The 23,242-nt window shown below is 69.8% G+C and carries 20 protein-coding genes; 15 read left to right on the top strand and 5 right to left on the bottom strand.

The annotated features are described in order from the left end of the window. Positions 1-29: 29 nt before the first annotated feature. Positions 30-575: a 50S ribosomal protein L17 gene (gene rplQ, locus HUN07_RS20395; protein WP_114718867.1), complete on the top strand. Its 546-nt coding sequence runs from the start codon at positions 30-32 to the stop codon at positions 573-575. 5 nt (positions 576-580) lie between these two features. Beyond that, on the top strand, positions 581-1,471 hold the full coding sequence (gene truA / locus HUN07_RS20390; protein ID WP_174912318.1) for a tRNA pseudouridine(38-40) synthase TruA: 891 nt from the start codon (positions 581-583) through the stop codon (positions 1,469-1,471). A gap of 3 nt (positions 1,472-1,474) precedes the next feature. On the opposite strand, the gene HUN07_RS20385 is transcribed toward truA, so the two are convergent. Beyond that, positions 1,475-2,617: an acyl-CoA dehydrogenase family protein gene (locus HUN07_RS20385; protein WP_114718869.1), complete on the bottom strand. Its 1,143-nt coding sequence runs from the start codon at positions 2,615-2,617 to the stop codon at positions 1,475-1,477. Positions 2,618-2,687: 70 nt separating this feature from the next. Between HUN07_RS20385 and HUN07_RS20380 the strand changes: the two genes are divergently transcribed. Then, entirely contained in the window at positions 2,688-3,257 is a 570-nt protein-coding gene (locus tag HUN07_RS20380; RefSeq protein WP_114718870.1) for a TetR/AcrR family transcriptional regulator, read from the top strand. A gap of 39 nt (positions 3,258-3,296) precedes the next feature. Further along, positions 3,297-3,854: an NADPH-dependent FMN reductase gene (locus HUN07_RS20375; RefSeq protein WP_114718871.1), complete on the top strand. Its 558-nt coding sequence runs from the start codon at positions 3,297-3,299 to the stop codon at positions 3,852-3,854. Between the two features lie 3 nt (positions 3,855-3,857). Here HUN07_RS20375 and eccE read toward each other — a convergent pair whose 3' ends face one another. After that, the gene (gene eccE / locus HUN07_RS20370; RefSeq protein ID WP_174912315.1) at positions 3,858-5,498 is read right to left on the bottom strand and encodes a type VII secretion protein EccE; all 1,641 of its coding nucleotides are present in this window, start codon (positions 5,496-5,498) and stop codon (positions 3,858-3,860) included. Between the two features lie 112 nt (positions 5,499-5,610). Here eccE and eccB point away from each other — a divergent pair, with 112 nt between their 5' ends. Next, entirely contained in the window at positions 5,611-7,086 is a 1,476-nt protein-coding gene (eccB, locus tag HUN07_RS20365) for a type VII secretion protein EccB (RefSeq protein WP_174912312.1), read from the top strand. Positions 7,087-7,108: 22 nt separating this feature from the next. Here the strand turns inward: eccB and mycP are convergent, their stop codons facing one another. Next, positions 7,109-8,452 (bottom strand): type VII secretion-associated serine protease mycosin, encoded by a 1,344-nt coding sequence (gene mycP, locus HUN07_RS20360; RefSeq protein ID WP_254622617.1) that lies wholly within the window; start codon positions 8,450-8,452, stop codon positions 7,109-7,111. Between the two features lie 50 nt (positions 8,453-8,502). Continuing rightward, a complete protein-coding gene (eccD, locus tag HUN07_RS20355) occupies positions 8,503-9,984 on the bottom strand; it encodes a type VII secretion integral membrane protein EccD (RefSeq protein ID WP_174912309.1) in 1,482 nt (493 codons plus the stop codon). Between the two features lie 210 nt (positions 9,985-10,194). On the opposite strand from eccD, the gene eccCa reads away from it, so the two are divergent. The 10 genes from eccCa to HUN07_RS20305 all read left to right on the top strand — a co-directional run bounded on the left by eccCa (position 10,195) and on the right by HUN07_RS20305 (position 22,302). Continuing rightward, positions 10,195-14,217: a type VII secretion protein EccCa gene (eccCa, locus tag HUN07_RS20350; RefSeq protein WP_174912306.1), complete on the top strand. Its 4,023-nt coding sequence runs from the start codon at positions 10,195-10,197 to the stop codon at positions 14,215-14,217. Next, positions 14,214-15,527 carry a type VII secretion-associated protein gene (locus HUN07_RS20345; protein WP_174912304.1) on the top strand — a complete coding sequence of 438 codons (1,314 nt, stop codon included), beginning with the start codon at positions 14,214-14,216 and terminating at the stop codon, positions 15,525-15,527. The genes eccCa and HUN07_RS20345 overlap by 4 nt, the downstream gene beginning before the upstream one ends. A 185-nt stretch (positions 15,528-15,712) precedes the next feature. After that, entirely contained in the window at positions 15,713-16,036 is a 324-nt protein-coding gene (locus HUN07_RS20340) for a WXG100 family type VII secretion target (RefSeq protein WP_254622616.1), read from the top strand. A 46-nt stretch (positions 16,037-16,082) separates the two neighbouring features. Further along, positions 16,083-16,373: a WXG100 family type VII secretion target gene (locus HUN07_RS20335; protein WP_114718877.1), complete on the top strand. Its 291-nt coding sequence runs from the start codon at positions 16,083-16,085 to the stop codon at positions 16,371-16,373. A gap of 153 nt (positions 16,374-16,526) precedes the next feature. After that, positions 16,527-17,771: an ornithine--oxo-acid transaminase gene (rocD, locus tag HUN07_RS20330; protein ID WP_174912301.1), complete on the top strand. Its 1,245-nt coding sequence runs from the start codon at positions 16,527-16,529 to the stop codon at positions 17,769-17,771. A gap of 171 nt (positions 17,772-17,942) precedes the next feature. Further along, positions 17,943-18,386: a 50S ribosomal protein L13 gene (rplM, locus tag HUN07_RS20325; protein ID WP_114718879.1), complete on the top strand. Its 444-nt coding sequence runs from the start codon at positions 17,943-17,945 to the stop codon at positions 18,384-18,386. Then, complete coding sequence (gene rpsI / locus HUN07_RS20320) at positions 18,383-18,898, top strand: 30S ribosomal protein S9 (protein WP_114718880.1); 516 nt, start codon at positions 18,383-18,385, stop codon at positions 18,896-18,898. The genes rplM and rpsI overlap by 4 nt, the downstream gene beginning before the upstream one ends. A 153-nt stretch (positions 18,899-19,051) precedes the next feature. Further along, positions 19,052-20,389 (top strand): phosphoglucosamine mutase, encoded by a 1,338-nt coding sequence (glmM, locus tag HUN07_RS20315; protein ID WP_174912298.1) that lies wholly within the window; start codon positions 19,052-19,054, stop codon positions 20,387-20,389. 114 nt (positions 20,390-20,503) lie between these two features. Continuing rightward, entirely contained in the window at positions 20,504-20,806 is a 303-nt protein-coding gene (locus HUN07_RS20310; protein ID WP_174912295.1) for an N-acyl-D-amino-acid deacylase, read from the top strand. Beyond that, on the top strand, positions 20,806-22,302 hold the full coding sequence (locus tag HUN07_RS20305; RefSeq protein WP_174912292.1) for a hypothetical protein: 1,497 nt from the start codon (positions 20,806-20,808) through the stop codon (positions 22,300-22,302). The genes HUN07_RS20310 and HUN07_RS20305 overlap by 1 nt, the downstream gene beginning before the upstream one ends. 1 nt (position 22,303) lies before the next feature. On the opposite strand, the gene HUN07_RS20300 is transcribed toward HUN07_RS20305, so the two are convergent. Next, positions 22,304-23,179: a dienelactone hydrolase family protein gene (locus tag HUN07_RS20300; RefSeq protein WP_174912289.1), complete on the bottom strand. Its 876-nt coding sequence runs from the start codon at positions 23,177-23,179 to the stop codon at positions 22,304-22,306. Positions 23,180-23,242: the final 63 nt, after the last annotated feature.

Raw genomic sequence — 23,242 nt, 5'->3', positions numbered from 1 at the left:
TGTGCTGGGCGAGCCCTAGAGGAGCTCCAATGCCCAAGCCCAAGAAGGGTGCCCGCTTCGGCGGGTCGGCGTCGCACCAGAAGGCGATCTTCGCCAACCTGGCGACTGCTCTTTTCGAGCACGGCCGAATCACCACCACGGAGGCCAAGGCCAAGGCCCTGCGTCCGTACGCCGAGAAGCTCGTGACGCATGCCAAGGCTGGAACCCTGGCGCACCGTCGTGAGGTTCTCAAGGTGATCCGCAACAAGGATGTCGTGCACACCCTGTTCGCGGAGATCGGTCCGTTCTACGCCGACCGCAATGGCGGATACACCCGCATCATCAAGACCATTCCCCGTAAGGGCGACAACGCTCCGATGGCAATCATCGAGCTCGTCCAGGAGAAGACGGTCACCTCCGAGGCCGACCGCGCTCGTCGCGTTGCGGCTTCGCAGGCCCCCGCCGAGGAGAACGTGGTGGAGGCCGTCGAGGCCGACGCCACCGAGGCAGAGGTCGAGAACGCAGACGCAGTGATCGAGGCCGTCGAAGACGAGACCGCGACCGCAGCCGACGCCGACGAGGCCAAGAAGGACTAGTCCACTTGGTTTCGGCACATGCTGAATCGAACGAACCCGTCGTTCCCTCTGGGGACGGCGGGTTCGTTCGATTGCGGCTCGACATCTCGTACGACGGCACCGACTTCTCCGGGTGGGCGCGTCAGCCCGGCCGCCGCACGGTGTGCGGCGAGATCGAGGAGAAGCTCAGTGCGATCGTGCGCACCCCTGTTCTGCTCACGGTCGCCGGTCGCACCGACGCCGGCGTGCACGCGAGCGGCCAGGTCGCGCACGTCGACGTGCCGGCCGACATGATTCCGGACGATCCGTCGCGACTGGTCCGGCGCCTGGCCCGTTTCCTCCCGCGCGACGTGCGGGTCAAGAACGTCTCCTTTGCGCCAGAGCACTTCGATGCGCGGTTCTCCGCGATCCGCCGACACTACGAGTACCGCCTCACGACGGCACCGTACGGCGTCGATCCGTTGCGGGCCCGCGATACGGTCGCGTGGCCGAAGAATGTGGACGTCGACGCGATGCGGGCGGCGTCGTCGCGGCTGCTAGGGCTGCACGACTTCGCCGCGTTCTGCAAGCGGCGGGAGGGCGCGACAACGGTGCGCGAACTCCAGCGCTTCGATTGGGAGCAATCGGGTCACGAGTTGACGGCGTTCGTCACCGCCGACGCTTTCTGCTGGTCGATGGTGCGCAGTCTGGTCGGCGCCGCGCTGGCAGTCGGCGAGGGCCGTCGCACGGTCGACTGGATGGCGGGTCTGCTCTCCGAGCGTGAACGTGCCAGCGCAGTGGCCGTCGCTCCGGCACACGGACTTTCGCTGGTCCGGGTCGACTATCCCGCCGACGAGGATCTCGCCGCACGCAACGAGGCCACCCGGGAGACGCGCAGTGCGATCGATCCGGGCAGCCTCGGATGTTGCGGCGGCTGAGCGTCAGCCCGCGAGCTGGCGGGCGATGACCAGTCGCTGAATCTGGTTGGTGCCCTCGAAGATCTGCGTGATCTTCGCTTCGCGCATGTACCGCTCGACGGGGAAGTCCTGGGTGTAGCCGTAGCCGCCGAACACCTGGACCGCGTCGGTTGTGACCTTCATGGCCGCATCGGTCGCGACGAGCTTCGCGACGGAGGCATTCCGGGAGTAGGGCAGACCGGCGTCGCGGCGGCGGGCGGCGTCGATGTAGGTGGCGCGGGCCGAGTCGACGGCGGCCGCCATGTCGGCGAGCACGAAGCCCAGACCCTGGTGGTCGATGATTCGCTTGCCGAAAGCCTTGCGCTCCTTGGCGTATGCGACGGCGTCGTCGAGGGCGCCCTGCGCGAGTCCGACCGCCACCGCAGCGATGCCGAGGCGGCCCGAGTCCAGCGCGCTGAACGCGATGGGCAGGCCCTGTCCGGTCTTGCCGATCAGTCGCTCGCCGGGGACGAAGGCGTCGTCGTAGTGTGCGGCGGTGGTGGGGACCGCGCGCAGGCCCATCTTCTCCTCCGGCTTGCCGAAGCTCAGTCCCTCGGTGCCCTTCGGAACGAGGAAGCACGAGATGCCGCGGGCGCCTTCGTCGCTCGTGCGGGCGAACAGGGTGTAGAAGTCCGCCCGACCGCCGTTGGTGATCCACGCCTTGCTGCCGTTGATCCGGAATCCGCCGTCCACTTCGGTGGCCCGGCACGTCAGCGCCGCGGCGTCGGAGCCGGCCTGGGGTTCGGAGAGGCTGTAGGCGCCGATGGTCTCGCCGCCGAGCATGTCGGGCAGCCACTTCGCCTTCTGGTCGTCGGTGCCGTGGGTGGCGAGCGCGAAGCACGACAGGCTGTGCACGCTGGTCGCGACGGCCACGGCCGCCCATCGGGCCGCGATCTCCTCGAGGACCTGCAGGTACACCTCGTAGGGTTGGTCGCCGCCGCCGAACTCCTCGGGGTACGGCAGGCTCAGCAGTCCGGCACGGCCGAGGGCGGGGAAGACGCCGTCGGGGAACGTCTCGTTCTTCTCGTGTTCGTCGACGATCGGCGCCAGCACCTTGTCGGCGACCTCGCGGGTGAGGTCGATCAGGTCGTGGGCTTCCTGGGTGGGCAGCAGGCGTTCGACGGGCACGGTGGTCTCCTCATGGTGGACCGAGAGCGGAAAGTAGTACTGAGATCGATACTGCAGTACTGTTTCGCGTATGGCAACCCCGGTGAAGATGACGGCGCGACGCCTCGCGCTGTTCGACGCGCTCGTGGATCTCATCCTCGTGGAGGGGTTCGCGCACCTCACGCTCGACGATCTCGCGGCACGCCTGCACTGCTCCAAGTCCACGTTGTATCGGCTTGCCGACAGCAAGGAACAGCTGGTGCGGGCGGCTACGGTGCACTTCTTCCGAGGCGCTACAGACCGGGTCGAGGCGAGCCTCGCCGGTGCAGTCGGTGCCCGCGAACGGATCCGGATGTACCTGGAGGCGGTGGGGGAACAGCTGCGGCCGGCGTCGGCGCGGTTCATGGAGGATCTCGCGGGTGACTCGGCGGCGCGCGAGGTGTACGAGCGCAACACGCGGTTCGCGGCGCGTCGGGTGCAGGAACTCATCACCGAGGGCGTCGCCGCCGCCGAACTTCGCGACGCGCACGCGGCGTTCGTCGGCGACATCGCGGCGGCCGCGATGGTGCGGATCCAGCAGCGTCAGGTGGCGGCCTCGACCGGCCTCGACGACGCCCAGGCCTACCAGGAGCTGGCGATCCTGCTGACCCGCGGACTCTGACCGCGCGCTCTAGGATCGGACCGGGAAGGGAGTGTGCCGATGACCGAACCGATCCGGCCGCTGCGACTGGAAGTGATCGTGGGCAGTGTCCGCGCCGGGCGGTTCGCGCCGGTGGTCGTGGACTGGTTCGTCGAGCGGGCCCGTGTGCGCGACGCCTTCGACACCTCCGTCCTCGATCTCGCAGATGCGGCTCTGCCCCAGGATCTTTCGCACACGTCCGACGTCGAGCGGTTCACCGAACGTATCGGGAACGCCGATGCGTTCGTGGTGGTGACGAGCGAGTACAACCACGGATACCCGGCGGCGCTCAAGACCGCGCTGGACACGGTCAAGTACGAGTGGCGGGCCAAACCGATCGGGTTCGTCGCGTACGGCGGAATGTCGGGCGGGCTGCGCGCAGTGGAGCAACTTCGTCAGGTCGTGGCCGAAGTGCACATGGTGTCGATCCGGGAGGCCGTCAGTTTTCACCAGGCCCGCAAACATTTCGACCCGGACGACGGCGCCGCGAACGATGCCGCCGAGCGGATGCTCACGCAGCTGGAGTGGTGGGCCGACGCCCTCCGGTCACAGCGCGAGCGGAGACCGTATCCGGGCTGACGGTCAACGGGCGGCGGCCAGTCCCGCGGGGGTGCGTCCGTGCCCGATGAATGCGGTCTCGGACGAGATCGTTACCAACGCCAGTTCGACGTGGCGGTCGCCGGTGGTCAGCACCACCCGATCGCCGGCCGCTCCCGGCTGCACGATCGTCAGGTGCGGGGCCGTCGACGGCCACTGCTGCGGATGGCTGTGGAGATGGATGGTCGTGACGCCGGCCCGCGTAGGCGGGGCCGGGACGCCGTCCACGACGATCGTGTCGAATCCCGTATCGGACCACGAGGATTCGGCCGCCGCGCGTAGTCGGGTCGGGGTTGCGACGGTACCGATCAGCGTCGCCCACGCGTGTGGGCGATCGGTGTGGACCAGGACGCGGGCGCCGGTCGCGACCGCCCGGAAGACCATTTGCTGAGCCAGATACAGCTCGCCGGCGATGTACACGTCGCCGACGCCGCGTCCGGTGACTCGGGCCGTCACCGCGTGCCCGTGTGCGTCGGAGCCCACGAGCTGGCCGCAGCCCGCGACGGGCAGTGCGAGTGCGTCGAGATCCGCCCGGTCGAACTCGGACATCGGCGTCAGGCCGTCGAGTTCGGGCGAGGACGTGGGCAGGTGCGACAACAGGGCGTCGCGGTGGCGACCCTGCATCGAGATCGTGCCGGGAATGCCGAGACGTTCCGGTGCGCTCCGTACCGTCCGCCGGAAGGCTGCGCCGGCCCGCACGGATCTCGGTCTGTCCGACGGGCGCAGGCGAACTGCCACGGTGGTCCCGAGACTCGGCGCCGCCCACACGGCGGTGAGCACCTCCCGTGAGAGATGTCCGGGATCGACTGCGTTGCCGACGTTGAACACCCCCGGCAACGGCACGTGGGACCAGTCCTGGTCCATCGCGACCGGATGGACACCGCGGCAGATGCGTGCCGCGGCCGACTCGATCTCGGACGCCGTCAGGATGCGTGAGCGGCACCCGGCGTCGGCGAGCGCCCGGACCACCCGACGTGCCGCGACGGCCACGGTACGCGACGCACCCTCCTCGCCGCCGCCCCTGCGGGCGATCGATTCCACGTGGTCGGCCGCATCGAAGCGCAGGACGATCCACACGCTGCGCTGCGCGGCGGCGGGCAGTGGTCCGACGAGGCTGTCGTACACGTCGGCAGCCGGAGTGCCGGAGACCGCGCGACTGCCGTGGCTGACGATGTCGATTCCGCTCAGGCTGACGTCGTGCTGTTCGAGGCAGTCGGCGAGGGCCGAAACCGGAACGTGCTCGCCCGAATCGAACGTCTCGCGCGTGATCCGGGTCCAGCCCCGCTGCGGTGGGAGCAGTTCCACGACCGCCTGGACCTGGCCGTCGACCCAGTGCAACCCCACGGACTCGCCGGGCGAACGGAAGTCCGCGGAGTGCCCCGCGGCGGGCCGCCGGTTGCGCACGAAGAGCCACGCCGCCTCGGCCCAGGACAACGTCATGCGGCCACCGACCCGCACGAACATCACGGCGCCGGCGACGACGGCTGTGACGACCGCGGCCCACAGTGGCAGCCCGGCGAGCAGCGCGAGCAGGCACGCGACGGCCGCGAGAACCTGTGCGACGATCACGGTCGCCACCAGTACGGCGGGCGTGTGCCGACGGCGTCGGGCACGGAATTGGTCCACGGATCCTCCCCGATACCTGAACCAGACGGACCGAGTAGTCGACCGCCGAAGTGTGTTTTCACGCGAACTGTACTGTGTGGGTCCGTAGCGTGCGCCTCATGGGGGAGGGAACATGGCAGCACAGCCGACTACGCGATGGCAGGTCAGCGGGTATCGATTCCTGGTTCGTCGCATGGAACACGCGCTCGTCCGGCGGGACGTGCGCATGCTGCACGACCCGATGCGCTCGCAGTCGCGGGCGCTCGCGGTCGGTGTGGTCGTGGCGTGCCTCGGCCTTGCGGCGTGCGCGGCTCTCGCGCTGATCCGGCCGCAGGACAAGATCGGCGACGCCTCGATCGTCGTCGGAAAGAGTTCGGGTGCAATGTTTGTCGTCACGAACGGCACGCTGCACCCCGTGTTGAATCTGGCGTCGGCGCGGCTCGTGATCGGGGAGTCGGCCCGCCCGGTGATGATCAAGGAATCCGAGATCGACACGCGCCCTCGTGGTGCCCTCGTCGGGATTCCCGGGGCACCGTCCGCGCTACCCGACGGCGGCGGTGCCGACGGACAGTCCTGGACGGTGTGCGACACGGTGGCGCCGGGCGGAAGCCGTTCCGTCACAACCACGGTGGCTGTCGGCGAACCGACATGGAGCGAGCGCGCGGGTCGACTCGACACGGACGAGGCGCTGCTGGTATCCCACTCCGACGAGACGTTCCTGGTGTACGACGGCCGCCGCGCTCCGATCGACCTGAACGACCAGGCGGTGGCCCGGGCCCTGGGACTCGAAGGTGTGCGGCCACGCCCGGTCAGCCGGGGCATGCTCAACGCGATCCCCGAGGCGCTGCCGATCACGCCGCCCCACATCGAGGACGCTGGGAACACCCCGGCATTCGGAATGGCCGGACGGACAATAGGTTCTGTCGTCAAAGTCATGCGCGGCGACGACGCCCACTATTACGTGGTGTTGCGCGACGGAGTGCAGGAGATCAGCGCCGCGACCGCGTTCCTCATCCAGTTCTCCGACTCGCAGGGACAGTCGGAGATGGCCGCGGTCACGCCCGATGCCCTCGCCGACGTACCCACCGTGCACGGCCTCGACGTCTCGACCTTCCCGAGCGTCCCGCCGCGGCTCGTGGAGGCGGCCGACGACCCGGTCAGCTGCCTCACCTGGACTCCCCAGGGCGCCGCCGCGGGTGACGAGTCCGGCCGGGTCGACGCGGTGCTCACGGTCTCGGCCGGCCGCGCCCTGCCGATCCCGGACCAGGCGCGGACCGTCCGATTGGCACAGGCGGACGGGCCCGGTGACAACGCCGACGAGGTGTACGTGAGCCCCGGCAGTAGCGGATTCGTGCAGACGACCGGCCTCGAATCCGGCAGCTCCCGCAAGGGCGGCATGTTCTTCGTGGCGGACACCGGCGTCCGGTACGGCGTGAAGAACGCCGACGCGGCCAAGGCACTCGGCTTCGACACCCCGGGCGCCCCGGCGCCGTGGCGGATCGTCGAACTCCTCGCCCCCGGACCGACACTCGGCCGCGAGGAAGCCCTCGTCGCCCACGACGGCATCGCACCCGACAGCAACCCTGCACCGGTCGCGGCGGGGAACTGACCGGCGCCGCAGTTACTTGCGGTTAATTGCGCCGCCGGCGCAGTGGAAACGAGGCGAGTACGCCGAGCATCGCCACCGCGACGATCCCACCGGTCGCGGCCAGCGCCACCGTGCGCGGCCGCGTGTCCTCCTCGACCGGTTGCGGGGCCGCCACCGGGGCCGAGACGGGTCCGCCGGCCGCGCCGCCGTCGAGCGGAAGATCGGCACTGACGGCGGCGGCCGGGTCGACGACGCCGTGCCCGACGAAGGGATTCCACCCCTCGGCCGGTGCGTGCGCGGTGGCCTCGATCCGCTCGATCACCTGCTGTGCGGTGAGCTGCGGGAAGCGGGCCCGGACGAGGGCGACGGTGGCCGAGACCAGTGGTGCGGCGAAACTCGTTCCGGCGAAAGGACTCTGCTGTCCCTGTGAGGTCAACCATGCGCTGGTCTGACCGCGCCCGTCCGGGCTGAGCGAGACGATGCCGGTACCGGGGGCCGCAACGTCCACCCAGGGCCCGCCGAGGCTGAAGCTCGATGCCGACCCGTCCGGATCCACCGATCCGACGGTCAGCACATAGTCGTCGTACCACGCCGGGGTCGCGATGGTGGATACCGAATCCCACGGATCGGCGTTCGGATCGAGGGGGTCGGCCGGCGGGTTCTGGGCGGTGCACCCGCCGGATTGGTAGTTTCCGGCGGCCGCGACGACGACCGCGTTCTTCACGGTCGCCGCGTACTGGACCGCGGCGCCGAGGGATTGATCGCCGATGCCGTCCGCCGCCGAACGGCACGCCACTTCCGAGATGTTGATGACGGTCGCGCCCGCGTCCGCGGCCTCACGCACGGCCATCGCCATGGTCTGGGTGTTGCCGTAGCCACTCGAGTTCTGCACGTCGTTCGGGTCCTCGTTGCGGCGGACCTCGGAGAAGTTGGCGCTGGACTGGCGGATGGTGACGATCCGCGCGTCCGGTGCGCCTCCGGCGAAACCGGAGCCGGGAACGGGCGCGGCCGCGATCAGCCCGGCCACGATGGTGCCGTGGGCATCGCAGTCGCCGGTCCCGTCGCCGTTCGAGACGTAGTCGCCGCCCGCCGTCAGCTGTGGCAGCCGGGGGTGTCGTGACACTCCGGTGTCGATGACCGCGATCACCTGGCCGGCGCCGCGGGTCAGCGGCCACACCGACGCGAAGTCCATGGTGCGCTGCGGCAGCGGCACCTCGGGGCTCTCCTTCATCGGCAGTGCCGTCGCGCACGCGTTGCGCTGCTCGGTCGGTGCCAACGGTGCCGGTCGCGTACGCGCCGGCAGCTTGCCGGGATCGATCGGAGCCGGGACGGCGGCCCCGCCCACACCTGTGCCGATCGTCGCCGTCAGGGCAACCAGCGCGGTCACCGTGGAGGCGCCCGACCACCGACGTCGTCGGCCCCGGTTCACGGCCGGGCTCACAGTCCCCGGACGGCGGCGAAGAGCCCGGACACCCAGCAGACCAGTGGGACAACAGTGGCGATCACGGCGTAGTCGACCAACTCGGCGACGCGCCGTTGGACGGGCGAGAAGTTCCGTTGTGGCGCGACGATTCCCAAGGCGAGGGCCGCGGTGACGACCAGCACCGAGACGGCGAACAGTCCCAGCGCCGCGGCGGGGACGGCGAACGCCGTGCCGGCACACAGCAGGACGACGATCGCGCCGCCGCCGCCGACCAATGGCACCGCCTGCTCCGCGGAGGTGTAGGTCCGTCCGCGGAACATCAGCACGGTCGCCGCGGCCAGGGCCAGTCCGGTCCCCGGCCAGTAGATCCCGGACGCCGACGTCGGCACGGAGGCCAGCAGTGCACCGGACGCCGTGAGCAGGGTCATCGCGCAGACCAACCCGGTGAGGTAACGCCGCGCGCGGTCCGCTCGGGTGGCGACGGACTCGAACGACGGGACCTTGCGGGCATCGTCGGGGTCGTCCTCCGCCGGGTCGACCGACGTACCGGGGGCGGGCACCGGCGGCAGTGGGAGCTTGGCGAGCAGCATCGCCACCCGCGCCGCGAACACGAGACCGATCAGTGCGGCGCCGACGAGCATCGATCCGACCGCGCGCAGCGACTGGTCGGTCAGCGTCGCCACCAGCGCGGTGCCGGACCCGATCAGCGAGACCGTCGCGGCCGCGGTGAACACGCCGTACCCGACCCCCGCGGTGCGCAGAGCGAGTACCGCGGTGGCACCGACCATGACCAGCCCCAGGAGAACATGGGGCGCACCGCGGTCGCCGGGAACGAGCAGCGCACCGGCCGCGAATGCCGTCGGCAGCGCGGCGGTGCTCAGCGTCAGGGCCGCGGCCGTGTCACCGTAGACCCTGCTCACGACCGCCCCGGCGACCACGAACAGGACCATCGTCACCAGTGCACACACCGCGCCCACGAGGGATTCGGTGGCGCCGTCGGTCTGCAGCAGCGTGAACGACCCGGCGACCGTCGCGGCGATCGCGAGGGCGGACCCGGTCAGGCGTGCGATCCGCGGAGTCCAGGCGCGGGTGTGGCCGGTGTCGGCGACCGCCACGTTGTACATGATGTCGTCGAACAGCGGTGGGGGAGACCCGGCCTCGATGCTGTCGAACACGAGGAGTTCGCCGTCGAGCACCCCGTGCTCGCGCAGGCTCAGCGCCGGCGAGAGCGGTGGCTGCCCCAGTCGCGCGAGGGTCCACCGCGCCGGTTCCGTGCGTTCGCCGGCGACATCGAAGTCGTTTGCGGCACTGTGGCGATCGACGAGGTCGGCGATGCCCGGGATCAGCAGTTCGACGGGAACCGTGTTCGGGAGGGCGAGATCGATCTGTGTGTGCGGCGCCAGAATCGTCAGTCGACACAGGTCGGCCGCTCCCCGCGGCCGTGAACCGGTAGCTGCACCGGCCGAGTGCCCGGCATGCAGAACTGTCACGCTCATCCCCCCGGATTCCGCGGTCCGGATCCCCACCCGAACCGCTCGTTTCGAAACATCGGCACTGTACCGCTACTCGACGTCGGGCCTCTACCACGCGTTGTCGGCGCCGTACTGTAGCTTCACAGATCGCGAGTCCGGAGCCCGTGGGGGGTGACTCGGTCCGGTCGAATCGGCCGACCGCGCGAGGACTGGCATTTCACTGGGGGTGGAAGCATGGGCACCGCGCATTTCGTGCGGAAGGCACGTCGTGAGGCGCCGCGTACGCCGGGTGGCGAGGTGAGCCTGCAGACTCCGCCCGAGATCCCCCGGATCACCCCCGGCAACCTGGTGACGAAGCTGCTCCCGCTCGTGATGGTCGCCGCCATGGTGGGCATGGTGGCATTGATGTTCACGTCCGGGATGTCGGCGAATCCGATGTCGCTCCTGTTCCCCGTGATGATGATGGTGTCGATGCTCGGCATGCTCGCGGGATCCGGGCGCGGCGGGGGAGCGAAGGCGGCCGAGGCCAACGAGGAGCGCAAGGACTACCTGCGGTATCTCGATCAGCTTCGACGCGACGCCCTCGATACCGGGCGGCAACAGCGCAAGGCCCTCGAATGGAGCCATCCCGACCCGCAGGCGTTGTGGACGCTCTCGGGAACCGGCCGGATGTGGGAGCGCCGGATCACCGATCCCGACTACGGCCACGTGCGGGTGGGGCGGGGGAGTCAACGACTGGCGACACGGTTGATCCCACCGGAGACCGGTCCCGTCGAGGACCTCGAGCCGGTTTCGGCGGTGTCGCTGCGCCGGTTCGTCCGCGCGCACTCCGTGGTTCCGGAGCTGCCGACAGCGGTCTCGCTCCGCGGATTCGCGGCGATCTCGATCGACGGCGACCGGGACGACGCGCGAGGACTGGTCCGCGCGATGCTGCTCCAGCTGTGCACGTTCCACGGACCCGACCACCTGCAGATCGCGATCGTGTGCGGCCCGGACACCGCCCCGGAATGGGAGTGGGCGAAGTGGCTGCCCCACGCCCAGCATCCGGATTCGCTCGACGGGGTGGGTTCCGCTCGCATGGTCTACGGATCGGTGATCGAGCTGGAATCGGCCCTCGGCCCGCAGTTCTCGATGCGCGGACGATTCTCGCGGAGTGCGCCGCCGACCGCGGGGGTGCCGCAGATCGTCGTCGTGATCGACGGGGGAATCCTCGACGGCGACAGCGGTGCGGTCACCGACGGAGGCCTCGACTCGGTGACGCTGCTGGACCTCAGCGGCTACTGTCCCCGGCTCACCGCGACCCGCGGACTGCAGTTGGTGGCCGCAGACGGTTCCCTCGGTGCCCGCGGCGGGGCGGGGACCGAGACGTTTGCCGCGGTGGACACGCTCACCCCGCAGCAGGCACTGTCCGCGGCCCGTCGGCTGGCGCCGTACCGGATCGCGAGTCGGGCCGCGGCCGACGTCGGCGACGACGGTGGCGCTCCGGTCGCTGCGGGATGGAGCCATCTGCTCGGGCTCGGGGACATCGGGCAGTTCGACCCCGCCCGCGCGTGGGTGCCCAGGCAAGGCCGGGACCGGCTCCGGGTGCCCATCGGCGTCGGGGTGGACGGCAGCCCCGTCGAACTCGACCTCAAGGAGGCCGCCGAGAACGGCATGGGGCCGCACGGCCTGTGCATCGGCGCGACAGGGTCGGGCAAGTCGGAGTTCCTGCGGACGCTGGTTCTCGGGTTGCTCGCGACGCACTCGCCAGAGGCGCTCAATCTGGTCCTCGTCGACTTCAAGGGCGGCGCGACGTTCCTCGGGCTCGACCAGGCCCCACACGTCGCGGCGGTCATCACGAACCTCGCCGAGGAACTGGCGATGGTCGATCGGATGAAGGATGCGCTCGCGGGTGAGATGAACCGGCGACAGGAAGTGTTGCGGGCCGCGGGCAATTTCGCGAACGTCACCGACTACGAGAAGGCCCGCAGCGCCGGCGCAGACCTCGCGCCGCTGCCGGCCCTGTTCATCGTCGTCGACGAGTTCTCCGAGTTGCTCAGTCAGCAGCCCGAGTTCGCCGACCTGTTCGTCGCGATCGGGCGGCTCGGCCGATCGCTGCACATGCACCTGCTGTTGGCGAGTCAGCGGCTCGAGGAGGGCAAGCTGCGCGGCCTCGACAGCCACCTGTCGTACCGGATCGGTCTGAAGACGTTCTCGGCCAACGAGTCCCGGACAGTCCTCGGTGTGCCCGACGCCTACCACCTCCCGGCCTCGCCGGGCGCCGGGTATCTCAAGTGCGATTCGGCGGAGATCGTTCGGTTCGCCGCGTCCTACGTGTCGGGTCCGTACGAGTCCGAGCGCGTGCGCCGATCGGCGCACGCGGTGGCGTCCACGGCGGACCTGCGCCCGCGGGTGTTCACCGCCGCACCGGTCGCCGTGCCCGTCGTCGACGAACCGATCGTTCCGATCGAGCCCGACCCCGTGTGGGAGGGCGAGACCGATCCACGTTCGGTCCTCGAGGTTCTCGTCGACCGCATTCGCGGCCGCGGTCCGTCCGCACACGAGGTGTGGTTGCCGCCGCTGGACATCGCGCCCACCCTCGACCGGATCCTGCCGCCGTCCGCGCTGACCGACCCGGTCCCCGACGTCAGTTCGCTGCGCACACCGATCGGCGTGATCGATCGGCCGTTCGACCAGCGGCGGGATCTGCTGGTTGCCGACCTGTCCGGAGCGACCGGCAACGTCGCGGTGGTCGGCGGTCCGCAGTCCGGTAAGTCGACCCTGCTGCGGACCCTGATCATGTCGATGGCGGCGACGCACTCGCCGCGGCAGGTGCAGTTCTACTGCCTGGACTTCGGCGGTGGCACGCTCTCCGGTCTGGCGGGGCTCCCGCACGTCGGATCCGTCGCCAACCGGCTCGACGTCGATCTGGTCCGACGCACGGTCGCGGAGATGGCGACCCTCGTGCGTCAACGCGAACGCCGTTTCCGGGAGCTCGGCATCGAGTCGATGGCGGAATTCCGGCGACTGCGTGGCTCGGCCGAGACCGGCGCGGCCGCAGTGGGCGCCGCGCAGGACCCGTTCGGGGACGTCTTCCTCGTCGTCGACGGATGGCCGAGTATCCGCCAGGACTTCGAGGCCCTCGAGGCGCAGATCAGTGCACTGGCCGGGCAGGGACTCTCGTTCGGCGTCCACGTCGTGCTCGCGACCCCGCGCTGGGCCGACATCCGCCCGGCCCTCAAGGACCAGCTCGGCACGAGAATCGAGCTGCGCCTGGGAGATCCGACCGACTCCGACGTCGGCCGCGCCAAGGCGATGCTGGTGCCCGCAGGCCGACCCGGTCGAGGTATCACCCGTGACGGCCTGCACCTGCTCACCGCCCTGCCCAGACTCGACGGCGCCTCCCGTAGTGACGATCTCGGCGCGGGCGTCGCGAATGCGGTCGCGAGGCTCGGCGTGCGCCCCGGTGCGGGCTCGGGTCCCGCTGCGCCGCGGGTGCGGATGCTGCCGGACCGGCTGTCCCGGGAGGATCTCCTCGCCGCCGCGGCCGGACGATGGCCGGAGGGCAGCGCGCGCAGCGGGGCGTGCCTGGCGGTACCGATCGGGATCGACGAGGCGGAACTCGCACCCGTGTACCTCGACTTCGCCGATCAACCGCACTTCCTGATGTTCGGTGACAGCGCGTGCGGCAAGACGACGTTGCTGCGCGGCATCTGTCTGGGCCTGATGGAGTCGAACACGTCGCAGCAGGCGAAGCTGATCATCGGCGACTACCGACGCACCATGCTCGGCGTAGTGGAGGGCGATCACCTCGCCGGATATGCCGCTTCGGCAACCACTTTCACGACCATGATGAATGATCTGGCAGGGATCCTGGCGAGCCGTATGCCTGGTCCCGATACTACGCAGCAGCAGCTCCGCGAACGGTCGTGGTGGTCGGGGCCCGAGATCTACGTCGTCGTCGACGACTACGATCTCGTCGCGACGTCCAGCGGCAATCCGCTGACGCCGCTCATCGACTACCTCGCACACGCGAAGGACCTCGGCCTGCACCTGATCATCGCTCGGCGGTCCGGCGGTGCGTCGCGCGCGCTGTACGAACCGGTGATCGCGAGGATGCGTGACTTGGTGCCGGCGGGCATGGTGATGAGTGGCAGTCGTGACGAGGGCAATCTCCTCGGTACCGTACGCCCGAGCGAGCAACCCCAGGGCCGAGGCACTTTCGTTGCGCGCAGCGGGACGTCGCTGATGCAGGTCGCCTGGCTTCCGCCGCTGTGACCGGCCCGGGTGCCGTCGTTCGTGTCCACCTCACGGACGGCGCCGTGTGGGTGGGATCCGCACGCGGGACCGTCAGGGTCCCCGACGATTCGGTTCAGGGCGTCGTCGAGTGCATCGACGACGATTACATGTCGGTGGGTGGCCACACGGTCGCGACCGTGGACGTGGCGGCCGCCGCTATTCGACGAGCATTCGAAGCCGCGCTCGGCGGAACGGGATTCGTCGCGACGGCCACCGTATTCCATCCCTCGCACTGGGGAGCCACCCGGTGTGCGGTCCTGGAATCGGCGACCCGTCGGTCCGCCCACGAGGTGCAGATGCTTCCCCTCGCGTTCGCGGTGCCGTGTCCCGACGCCGTCCGACGGTGGAGTGTCGTCGAGTGCGGCCCGTTGTCGACGACGGTCGTGCTGGTCGAGCGCGACGAGCGTGGTGAACCGAGGATCGTTGCCTGCGAGCTGCTGTCGGACATCGGGATTCTCGATCTGCTCGAGGACTCCGATCGGGTCCGCGCGATCGGACATGCGGTCCACGCGATCGGTGGGGACCGCGCGCCCGATGTGGTCCTGGTGATTGGTGCGGACGAACAGGCGGCGGTTGTCGAAACAGTCTGCACAGGAATCGGATCAGAGGTATCGGCGGTGTCCGACGCGGTCCTGGTGTCGGTTCCGGTCACCGAACCAGGAAGCGTTGCACCCGGCCCCGCACCGGACGCCGTGGTGTGGCAGCAGGTGGCTTCGACGCCGTCGCCGGGGCGGTCCCGGCCGCACGGTTGGAGGGGACGACGCATCATCATCGTCGCCGCAGCGGCGGTGCTGGTACTGGGCCTCGGTGCCGGTGCGGCCGCGCTCTGGCAGGCGCGGGAGCCTGGGGCGTCCGCCTCGGCGGAATCCCTGCAGCGCTTCGAGGTCGGTCGGGTGAGTGTCGCGGTGCCGGATTCGTGGCGGGCGCGGGCGGGACAGCCGGGGCGGCTCGATCTGGTGCCCGACGGCGAGGCGGACCGCCGTGTCATCGTGATGCCCACCGAGTTGGCGGCGGGGTCCGATCTGGTGGCAGTGGCGCACTCTCTCGAGCAACGGATGGCCGAGCGCGGCCCGGACAGTCCGTTCTCGCAGTTCGTCTCCGAGATCGAGTTCGCCGGCCGCCCTGTCATCTCGTACCTGGAGTCGCCGGACGAACGAACCGGGGTGCGGTGGTACGTGCTCGTCGAGAACGACGCCCAGGTCAGTGTCGGCTGCCGGTTCCTCGACGGCGATTGGGACGCGGCCGCCGGGTCGTGCGAGCAGGCCGTCGGCGGTGTCACGGTCGGGTAGGCCTGAGAGGCGCCCCGCGAGAGTGAGGGTCACGGAAAAAGTTTCGGTACGAATGGAACCGAATCGGCGCACGCATGCGTCCAACCAGATGTAGGCGCGAACTGGCTGCGACGAGTCCCTGGGGGGATCGGTGGCCGGACGCGGAAGTGGGACAACGATGCCGAGCGCATCCGAAGGAGTTCGAAGTGGGCGGACAGGATCAGTTGAAGGCCACAACCGAGACGATGGAGGCCACCTCTCGTCGTGTCGGCGAGATGAAGGGCGACCTCGACGGATTGCTCGGACGCATTCGGGCCGAGGTCGACGGGATCCGTGGTAGCTGGGGTGGCGGCGCTGCGGGCGCGTTCCAGAACCTCATGGAGCAGTGGGACGGCAGCTCCAAGAAGCTCAATGATGCGCTGCAGTCGATCAGCGAGAACATCAAGGCGAACAGCGTGCAGTTCGATACGACGCAGCAGGATCACACCGCGGCGATCAACAACGTCGCGAGCAGCCTGAACATGTCTTGAGTATCTCGATCGCTGAATTCGCAGACCTTTACCGACAGGAGCAGTCATGAGCACCCCCATCCATTATTCGTTCGGCGAGATCGAGGCGCTTCAGCAGCGGATCGACGGCCTTCAGAGTGAGATGAACGGGAAGCTGGAGGATCTCAAGAAGGCCGTCGCCCAGATGGTTGTGGACTGGGACGCCTCTTCATCCGACGCGTACCAGGAGCACCAGGCCAAGTGGGACGGCGCGGCGCTCGAGCTCAACCAGGTTCTCGACGCCGTCGGCCGTGTCGTCGGCCAGGGCAACTCGGACATGCGGGACGTGAACAACGCCGCCGCCAAGAGCTGGGCGTAGTCCGCTACGTCTGACGCGTGTGCCCCGACGGAAGGAGAGCCGTCGGGGCACACGCATGTTCAGGTGAGAACGATTGCCGCCGACGGCCGGTCGGCGGATACTGGCCTGACCCGAAAGCAGTGGCGCCTGGCGCCGGGCCGGGAGGCGGACCTTATGACGACGGGACATAACCTCGATGCCGAACTCGTGCCGGTGACGGCGGCGACGCGGGCGGAACTCGCCCGCGCCGACGTGCACAGTGCGCACAACTACAGCCCGCTCCCGGTGGTCATCGAGTCCGGGTCCGGTGCGTGGGTCCGGGGCATCGACGGAGTCGACTACCTCGATGTCCTGGCCGGATACTCGGCGCTGAACTTCGGGCATGCGCACCCCGAACTGGTCGAGATCGCGCGTGAACAGATCGGTCGGCTCACCCTGACCAGTCGCGCGTTCCAGCACGACCGGTTCGCGCAGTTCTGCGCCGACGTCGCGCGGCTGTGCCGCAAGGATGCGGTCCTGCCGATGAACACGGGCGCCGAGGCGGTGGAGACCGCACTGAAACTGGCCCGCAAGTGGGGGTACGACGTCAAGGGCGTGCCGCACGATCGCGCCGAGATCATCACCTGTTCGGGGAACTTCCACGGCCGCACGATCGGCGTCGTCGGGTTCTCGTCGGATCCGGATGCGAGGGACGGTTTCGGGCCGTTCCCGCCGGGCTTCCCGTCCGTCGAGTACGGCAGTGTCGACGCAGTGGCGGACGCGACCACCGAGAACACCGTCGCCATACTCGTCGAGCCGATCCAGGGGGAGGCGGGCGTGCTGGTGCCGCCGGACGGATACCTGGCCGGTGTGCGTCGGCTGTGCGACGCCCGCGGCATCCTGATGCTCGCCGACGAGATCCAGAGCGGCCTGGGCCGGACGGGCGAGACGTTCGCGTGCGATCACGAGGGGGTTGTCCCTGACGTTTACATCCTCGGCAAGGCGCTCGGCGGTGGACTGGTCCCGGTGTCCGCGGTGGTCGCCGACCGCGACGTCATGGATGTCATCCACCCCGGTCAGCACGGCAGCACGTTCGGCGGGAACGCGCTCGCCTGCGCCGTGGGAAGCGGTGTCGTGCGGTTGCTCGAGACCGGCGACTACCAGCGGCGCAGCCGTGAGCTCGGGCGACATCTGCACGCGCTGCTCGCGGAGCTGCCGGGGGACTGCGTCGCCGAGGTCCGGGGCCGTGGCCTGTGGGCCGGCGTCCAGCTGGCGTCCGGGCAGCCGTCGGCACGGGTGATCTGCGAGCGGCTGCTGGCCCGGCGGGTGCTGGCGAAGGACGCACACGAGGGCACGATCCGGATCGCGCCGCCGCTCGTCATCTCGCGTGAGGACGTGACCTGGGCGGTCGAGAAGCTGGCCGAGGCCCTCGCCGAGTAGCGGCACTTTGACCCTGGTCGGTCCCAGCCGGTATCGTTCTACGTCGGTGTGCCGTCTCTTACCGTGCCTTCGAGCGCGGGGAGGGGTGGTTCTCGGGTCTCAACTGGCCGCCGAGAACCATCAGCGCAGCACACTCGGCCAGCAGCAGAAACGAACAGACGAGGAAGTTCTGTGCCTACGTATTCCCCGAAGGCCGGAGACGTGACCCGTACCTGGCACGTCATCGACGCCACAGACGTGGTGCTCGGTCGCCTTGCCGTGCAGGCAGCAAACCTGCTCCGCGGCAAGCACAAGCCCACCTTTGCACCGCACGTTGACGGCGGCGACTTCGTCGTCATCATCAATGCCGACAAGGTTGCCATCAGCGGCAACAAGCGTACGGACAAGTTCCTGTACCACCACTCCGGACACCCGGGTGGCCTCAAGTCCCGTTCGGTCGGCGAGGTTCTCGAGAAGAACCCCGATCGCCTGGTGGAGAAGGCCGTCACCGGCATGCTCCCGAAGAACAAGCTGGGCCGCGCCATCGCGGGCAAGCTGAAGGTCTACGCAGGCCCGACCCACCCCCACACCGCGCAGCAGCCGGTGCCGTTCGAGATCAAGCAGGTCGCCCAGTGAGCAACGAAGACTTCAACGAGGCCGTCGAGGCTGTCGAGGCCGTGGCAGACGACGTCTCGGAGTACACCACCGAGACCGAGGTCGTCGAGTCGTACGAGGCTGCTCCGCAGGCCCCGATCGTCATCGATCGTCCGGTCCAGACCGTCGGTCGTCGTAAGGAGGCGGTCGTCCGCGTCCGCCTGACCCCCGGCACCGGTGAGTTCAAGCTGAACGGCCGCACCCTCGAGGATTACTTCCCGAACAAGGTGCACCAGCAGCTGATCAAGGCTCCGCTGGTCATGGTCGAGCGCACGGAGTCGTTCGACATCACCGCTCTCCTGACCGGTGGCGGCCCCTCGGGCCAGGCAGGCGCCCTGCGTCTCGCCATCGCCCGCGCTCTGATCGAGGTCACCGCCGAGGATCGCCCCGCGCTCAAGCGTGCCGGCTTCCTGACGCGTGACGCTCGCGCCGTCGAGCGCAAGAAGTACGGCCTGAAGAAGGCCCGTAAGGCATCTCAGTACTCCAAGCGCTGATGTGTCGCCGGAGCCGGCATTCGTGTCGGCTCCGGCACCTGTTCGATCACGAGAGCAGGCGTTCGTAGAGTTCTTCGCTACCGGACGCCTGCTTTTGTGCTTTACCTGGATACTCACCCGGATTGCTCAACCGGAATGCGAGGGATCGGTTCTATGGGTCGTATGTTCGGCACGGACGGCGTGCGCGGCTTGGCGAATGCCGAGTTGACCGCGGAGTTGGCACTGAAGGTGGCCGCGGCCGCGGCCGAGGTGCTCGCACCGCCGGGATCCGAGTCGGCCCGGCCCGTGGCCGTGGTCGGTCGTGATCCGCGGGCGAGTGGCGAGATGCTCGAGGCGGCCGTGACGGCCGGACTCACCGCGGCCGGCGTCGACGTCGTCCTGGTCGGCATCCTGCCCACACCGGCGGTGGCGTACCTGACCGGCGCCTACGGGGCGGCGCTGGGCGTGATGATCTCCGCGTCGCACAACCCCATGCCCGACAACGGCATCAAGATCTTCGCGGCGGGCGGGCGCAAGCTCGACGACGAGGCGGAGGACCGGATCGAGGCCGCGATCGCCGCGGGACCCGCGCGACGTCCCACCGGTGCCGGTATCGGGCGTGTCGACGTCGCCTTCGACGCGACGAGTCGATACCTGGCCCACCTGACGAGTGCCCTCGACACTCGGCTCGACGGGCTCACCGTTGTCGTCGACTGCGCGCACGGCGCCGCGTCGACGGTTGCGCCCGATGCCTACCGCAACGCCGGTGCGACGGTAATCGCGATCAATGCCGATCCGGACGGGCTCAACATCAACGACGGCTGCGGGTCGACGCATCTCGAGGCGCTGCAACGTGCCGTCGTCGAGCACGGCGCGGATATCGGTCTGGCGCACGACGGCGACGCCGACCGCTGCCTCGCGATCGACGCGACCGGTGCGGTCGTGGACGGCGACGCGATCATGACGGTCCTGGCGATCGCGATGCGCGACGCCGGTGAACTCGTCGACAACACTCTAGTCGCGACGGTGATGAGCAACCTCGGCCTCCACATCGCGATGCGCGAGGCCGGGATCGCGTTGCGCACCACCGCTGTCGGTGACCGGTATGTGCTCGAGGAACTGCGCTCGGGCGGGTTCAGCCTGGGCGGTGAACAGTCGGGCCACGTCGTGCTTCCCCGCTACGGCACCACGGGTGACGGCGTGCTCACCGGTCTGCGGCTGATGGCACGGATGGCCGACACCGGTGCGTCGATCGCCGATCTGGCGGGCGCGATGACCGCGCTGCCGCAGGTGTTGGTCAACGTCCGGGTCGCTGACAAGTCCGCTGTCGCGGCCGCGCCGCAGGTCCGGTCGGCGGTGAGCGAGGCGGAAGCGGAACTCGGCGACACCGGCCGGGTGCTGCTGCGTCCCTCCGGCACCGAGCAGTTGGTGCGGGTCATGGTCGAGGCGGCCGATCTCGAGATGGCGCAGCGCATCGCGGAGACGCTGGCGGAGAAGGTGGCGTCCGCCTAGCGCACCTGGCCCACCGAACCCGCACACCTAGCGGAACCGCGGGCCGTGCCGCTGCGTCGAACAGGACGAAGGATCCGAATCGACAGGCACCGACAGGTGCGGAAGGCGGAACCGATGGCGGACGTGGTCGCGATCGACGTTGCGGGGGTGCGGGCGACGGCGCAGGCGTTGCAGGCGGGAGCGGAGCTGCTGACCGGGGTCTCCCGGACGGTGAGCGAGTGCGGTTTCGGCTCCTCCGATGCCGGTACGACTGACACCGCTCGTGAGCAGGCCGTACGGGACGGCTATGCGCGGCTCGCGCGGGCTATCGGCGCGTGGGCTGCCGGTTCGGCCGATGACGCCAGTGCTCTCCGTGGTACCTCCGACGCGTACGAACGTCAGGAGTCGGCGAACGTCGTCGCGCTGGGTGGGCGGTAGTGGACGCGATCCTCGATGCCGGCGCAAGCGGTCTGCAGTACTTCGCGGTGTTCCTGCCCCGCGCCGCCCTCGTCGCGGACGGCACCGGCACCGGTGAGCTGTCGGCGACCCCCGAACAGGTCGAGGCGCGTTACTTCGAACAACGGGGCATCGACCTGACCGCGCTCGACGCCGACATCGAGGCGATCGGGCGGATCACCTGCAGTCTGGATCGGACGTTCGACGATCAGACCCGGGCGGTGCGGGCTCTGCCGGAGGCATGGCAGGGGCCCGACGCAGAGCTGGCCTGTCGGCATCTGTCCGGCAATCTCGAGCGGGCGGATCGGTTGCGGAGCTCCGCACATGACGTCCGGACCGCGCTGGTGGTTGCCGAGCGCGAGCTGCGCGAGGTCGTGACCCGGAAGTCCGAGTGGGTGCGCGATCGGGACGCGTCGCAGCTCGGCGGGCGTACCGTCGCCGAGATCGACACGATGCTCGGGACGTCCGGATACCTGTCCGGTGGCGCTTCGGCCGGTGTCGGACCGTTCGAGGAGTCGTGCCGCGAATGGCTCGCCGGGGTCTTCCTGCCGCACGTTCGGGACACGCTGCGCGAGTTCACCGCGCTCTGTGACGCGACGGAGACGGCGGTCGACGACATCTACTGCACGCTCGCCCGCGTCTTCGCCCAGATCGACGACAGCGCCTGTCCCGCCCCCGGCACGCTCGCGGTGGACTGTCGGACGCGCACCCCGGTCGCGACGGCGCAGTGCAGCGCCGCGCCCGTGCAGGCGTCAGCAGCGACGGCTGCGACACCAGCGCCAGCGCCGACATCCGTGACCGCGGTGCCGTCAGCGACACCAGCGACGGCGCTGACACCGGTGACGGCAGAGTCGAGCCTGAGCGGTCTCGAACGTCCGCCCGTGCAACCCGGCGCCACATTGCACGGGTCGCTGGCGCTCGACGGCGCAGTCCGCGCGGTGGGCGCCGTTGTCGGGATGGTGGCGGATGTTGCGCTCGACATCGTCGACGGCCTCGTTCGCGTGGCGGCGGAATCGACGCTGTCGGGCGGCAGTCTCGATCTCGAATCGGAGCGGGGCTGTGACTGCGACTGCGCATGCGACTGTGCCCGGCCAGCCGAGGCGGCACCCGCGCCGGAGGCGCCGGCCACCGAGCCGCCGCCCGCTCCCGAACCGGCACCCGCCCCAGAACCGTCGGTGACCCCGGTACCCGACTGCCCGGAGGACGAGGCGCCGGTTGTGGACGAGCCGGTGGAACAGCCCGCACCGCAGGCACCCCCGGTGGAGGAAGCGCCGGCCGACTACTGCGCTCCCGCGCCGGAACCGGCGGCGGGATCGGAGGTCGGGTCGACGGGCGCTCCGGCCGCGCATTCGGTCGTCGGAGCACCGCCGGGGTCGCCGCGCCGCCGGGCGGAGGAACCGGCGATCGCCGAGATGGGATCGCAGCCGTTGCCCGGTGAGGAGACCGGCGCCGTGCTCGCGGAAGCCGGTCCGCTGTGAGCTAGCGGCCGAGAAGCTGCCCGATCTGGGCGCTCGCGTGGTGCGCGGCGGCATCGCGGGCGTCGAGCGTGTCGTCGATCTCGTCGCGCACGGCCGGATGGGTGCCGGGGAAGTGCGCGTCGGCGTCGGCGAACGAGGCGTAGGCCTTGTCGCCGGTGAGGTGGTGCAGCAGGAACCCGGTCACGAGCGCCCGCGTCACGTGCTGGGTGCGGCGCTCGGACCCGCCGACGCCGAGGAAACCGAGGAGTCGCCGCCCCTCGACGACGCCGGCGCTCGAACCCTTGTCGACGACCCGCAGCAGGCTCTCGCCCTTCCACGCGTCGGCGAGGGCCAGCGCGTCGCTGTTCAGGGAGTCGACGTCGTTCGCCCCGGCGAGGACGAGTCCCGGCACGTCGATCTGCGCGGCCGCGACCGTCGCGGACGGTGCGGTGGGGGCGGGGAACAGTGCGGCGACGGCCTTGACGCGGGCCGTCCGGGCCGCCGCGAGTACGGCCACACCGGCACCCATGCCGTGTCCGGCGAAGGCCAGGCGCTCGGGGTGGACGCTGATCCGACCGGGACCGAGGCGCACACCGGTGCAGATGTCGAGGGTGGTGCCCAGGTCGGCGGCGAGCCCGAGGTGTGACGGCACCGGGCCGCGTTCGGTAGCCGGCGCCGCAGCGACGATGCCCCACGATGCGAGGTGTTCGAGCGTCGCGGCGTAGTTGGCGGTGCTCGCCAGCCAGTCGTGCGCGAAGGCGACGGCGGGGAGATTGAACCCCTCGGCGGGGGTGTAGACCACGCCGGGTTGCCCCGCGAGCGCCAGGTCGCCGCGCAGCACCTTGCGTGGGCCACGCTTGGACAGCTTGGATACCAGGGACTTCGGTGTCTGCGCCACGGGGGAGACGTTATCCGATCGGGTGCGCCCCCCGGGAGTTGCGCCGCATCGCCCGTCCGAGTT

The organism is Rhodococcus sp. W8901 (genome assembly GCF_013348805.1).
Taxonomy (GTDB): domain Bacteria; phylum Actinomycetota; class Actinomycetes; order Mycobacteriales; family Mycobacteriaceae; genus Prescottella.
Note: the sequence above shows the minus strand (reverse complement) of the source record. Positions and strands in the feature narration are given on the sequence as shown.

What these genes read in the sequence shown, in the direction of transcription:
- rplQ (WP_114718867.1), top strand. Translation starts at nt 30, where the DNA reads ATGCCCAAGCCCAAGAAGGGTGCCCGCTTCGGCGGGTCGGCGTCGCAC.
- HUN07_RS20380 (WP_114718870.1), top strand. Translation starts at nt 2,688, where the DNA reads ATGGCAACCCCGGTGAAGATGACGGCGCGACGCCTCGCGCTGTTCGAC.
- HUN07_RS20375 (WP_114718871.1), top strand. Translation starts at nt 3,297, where the DNA reads ATGACCGAACCGATCCGGCCGCTGCGACTGGAAGTGATCGTGGGCAGT.
- eccB (WP_174912312.1), top strand. Translation starts at nt 5,611, where the DNA reads ATGGCAGCACAGCCGACTACGCGATGGCAGGTCAGCGGGTATCGATTC.
- eccD (WP_174912309.1), bottom strand. Translation starts at nt 9,984, where the DNA reads ATGAGCGTGACAGTTCTGCATGCCGGGCACTCGGCCGGTGCAGCTACC.
- eccCa (WP_174912306.1), top strand. Translation starts at nt 10,195, where the DNA reads ATGGGCACCGCGCATTTCGTGCGGAAGGCACGTCGTGAGGCGCCGCGT.
- HUN07_RS20335 (WP_114718877.1), top strand. Translation starts at nt 16,083, where the DNA reads ATGAGCACCCCCATCCATTATTCGTTCGGCGAGATCGAGGCGCTTCAG.
- rocD (WP_174912301.1), top strand. Translation starts at nt 16,527, where the DNA reads ATGACGACGGGACATAACCTCGATGCCGAACTCGTGCCGGTGACGGCG.
- glmM (WP_174912298.1), top strand. Translation starts at nt 19,052, where the DNA reads ATGGGTCGTATGTTCGGCACGGACGGCGTGCGCGGCTTGGCGAATGCC.
- HUN07_RS20310 (WP_174912295.1), top strand. Translation starts at nt 20,504, where the DNA reads ATGGCGGACGTGGTCGCGATCGACGTTGCGGGGGTGCGGGCGACGGCG.